Annotated in this window: 3 protein-coding genes; all 3 read left to right on the forward strand. The window is 65.9% G+C overall.

Annotated elements, in window-relative coordinates; all coding sequences use genetic code 11:
* On the forward strand, positions 1-1,517 hold a 1,517-nt coding region (gene hutU / locus EN745_RS33135), incomplete at its 5' end, for a urocanate hydratase (RefSeq protein ID WP_127423192.1).
* 4 nt (positions 1,518-1,521) lie between these two features.
* A complete protein-coding gene (locus EN745_RS33140) occupies positions 1,522-2,109 on the forward strand; it encodes a HutD family protein (RefSeq protein ID WP_126055032.1) in 588 nt (195 codons plus the stop codon).
* A gap of 270 nt (positions 2,110-2,379) precedes the next feature.
* Positions 2,380-2,801: hypothetical protein (locus EN745_RS33145; protein WP_145992282.1), on the forward strand; the 422-nt coding region annotated here is incomplete at its 3' end.

The raw sequence follows: 2,801 nt of genomic DNA on the forward strand, positions 1-2,801 counted from the left end.
GCGGTATCGGCCGCGCAGCGCGCACCTGGAACGATTTCGACCGCATCGTCGCCTCGCTGAAGACGCTCGCCGATGACGAGACGCTGCTGGTGCAGTCCGGCAAGCCGGTCGGCGTCTTCCGCACGCATGCCGATGCGCCGCGCGTGCTGATCGCCAACTCCAACATCGTGCCGCATTGGGCGAACTGGGAGAAATTCAATGAGCTCGATAAGAAGGGCCTGATGATGTACGGCCAGATGACGGCCGGCTCCTGGATCTATATCGGCACGCAAGGCATCGTCCAGGGCACCTACGAGACCTTCGTCGAGGCCGGCCGCCAGCACTATGGCGGCAACCTCAAGGGCAAGTGGATCCTGACCGCCGGCCTCGGCGGCATGGGCGGGGCGCAACCGCTGGCCGCCGTCATGGCCGGCGCCTCGTGCCTGGCCATCGAATGCAATCCGGACTCGATCGATTTTCGCCTACGCACCCGCTATGTCGACGAGAAGGCCGAGACGCTCGATGAAGCAATGGAAATGATCGAGCGCTGGACCAAGGCCGGCGAGGCGAAGTCGGTCGGCCTGCTCGGCAACGCTGCCGAGATCGTACCGGAAATGTTCAAGCGCGGCATTCGCCCCGACATCCTCACCGACCAGACTTCGGCGCATGACCCAATCAACGGCTATCTGCCCAAGGGCTGGACGATGGCCGAGTGGCGCGAGAAGCGCGTCTCGGACCCGAAGGCGGTCGAGAAGGCGGCGCGCGCGTCGATGCGCGAGCATGTCGAGGCGATGGTCGCGTTTTGGAACGCCGGTGTGCCGACGCTGGACTACGGCAACAACATCCGCCAGGTCGCCAAGGAAGAGGGCTTCGAGAACGCCTTCGCTTTCCCTGGCTTCGTGCCGGCCTACATCCGGCCGCTGTTCTGCCGCGGCATCGGCCCGTTCCGCTGGGCAGCGCTTTCGGGCGATCCCGAGGATATCTACAAGACCGACGCCAAGGTGCGCGAGCTGACCCCCGGCAACACCCATCTGCACAACTGGCTGGACATGGCGCGCGAGCGCATCTCGTTCCAGGGCCTGCCGGCGCGCATCTGCTGGGTGGGGCTCGGCGACCGCCACAGGCTGGGCCTCGCCTTCAACGAGATGGTGGCCAGGGGCGAGCTCAAGGCGCCGGTTGTCATCGGCCGCGATCACCTCGATTCCGGTTCGGTCGCGTCGCCCAACCGCGAGACCGAAGCGATGAAGGACGGCTCCGACGCCGTTTCCGACTGGCCGCTGCTCAACGCGCTGCTCAACACCGCGTCGGGCGCCACCTGGGTGTCGCTGCACCATGGCGGCGGCGTCGGCATGGGCTTCTCGCAGCATTCCGGCATGGTCATCGTCGCCGACGGCACGCCGGCGGCCGCCAAGCGCCTTGAGCGCGTTCTGTGGAACGACCCGGCGACCGGCGTCATGCGCCACGCCGACGCCGGCTACGATATCGCCATCGAATGCGCCAAAGAGCACCAGCTCAACCTGCCGGGCATCCTGGGCTGAGCCGATGCGCATCCTTCGTGCCGCCGGCTACCGCGTCATGCCGTGGAAGAACGGCGGCGGCACGACGACCGAAATCACTGTTTCGCCCGGCGGCGCCGGGTTCGACAATTTCGACTGGCGCATCTCGATGGCGCGCGTCGAGGCCGGCGGCCCGTTCTCCAGCTTCGCCGGCATCGACCGCACGCTTTGCGTGCTGGCAGGGCAGGGGATCGTACTCGACGTCGCCGGCCGCGCGCCGGCCGAACTGACCGCGGCCTCCGCCCCTTTTTCCTTTGCAGCCGATGTGCCGACCGCGGCCGCGCTGATCTCCGGCCCGATCACCGACCTCAATGTCATGACCCGGCGCGGCCGCATGACGCACACCGTCGAGCGCCTGACGGTCGCGGCGCCTCTGGAAATCGAGGCCAGGGCGGACACGACCCTTGTCCTGCCTCTCGATGGCGAGATCGTGCTTGCCGGCGACGCGCCCGAGCGCCTCGGCCCGCTCGATGCGCTGGTGCTGGATCTGGGCACCCCGAGACAGCGCCTGGAGCCGGCCGCCGGCACGATCCTGTTCGTGATCCGCATCGATCGGGCTGGCAGCAACCATTAACGCCTGTTGCCAAACATGATCGCGGCGCCGGCGAAAATTGGCGTAAGCTCTTGCCCGCATCACGAAAAAGCCGGATTCCTTCCATCGATCAGATATGGGACGGGGAGCGTGGGGCGCTCGTCCATCGAGCTGCTGAGAGATGACGCCCTGTCGTGGTGCGGAGAACGAACTTTCGGCCTAAGTTGACATGCAACCAATTGCATTTGAGCAGGTTTTAGGGCCATTGCCGTGGCGGGGACGCCGCACCGTGCCCGCCATACGGAAATATAAATGAACATACAGACGAATCCCGCCAAGATCGAACTCACGAGCGCCAGCTTCCCGGTCATCACCGAAGCGCCGATACGTTCCAATTTCATGCCGGAAGACCGGCTACGCGAGTTGGGTGCCGGCCTTGCCAAAGGGGACGTCAAGGATCTGTTTGGTCTGGCGCCGTTCGAGTTCCAGGCCCGCATCCGCGACAGCGCCAAGCGAATCCTCGAAGTCTACCGCTCGACCAATGCCGCGCAGGCCAAGGGCGAAACCATCACCCCGGCGGCGCAATGGCTGCTCGACAACAACTACCTGGTCGAGGAGACCATCTTCCAGGTCAAGCGCGACCTGCCGCGCCGCTTCTATCGCCAGCTGCCGACGCTGAAGCTGGCCGACGGAACCACCGTGCCGCGCGCGCTGGCGCTGGCGTGGACCTATGT

Source organism: Mesorhizobium sp. M4A.F.Ca.ET.022.05.2.1 (genome assembly GCF_003998845.1).
Taxonomy (GTDB): Bacteria; Pseudomonadota; Alphaproteobacteria; order Rhizobiales; family Rhizobiaceae; genus Mesorhizobium.

What these genes read in the sequence shown, in the direction of transcription:
- EN745_RS33140 (WP_126055032.1), top strand. Translation starts at nt 1,522, where the DNA reads ATGCGCATCCTTCGTGCCGCCGGCTACCGCGTCATGCCGTGGAAGAAC.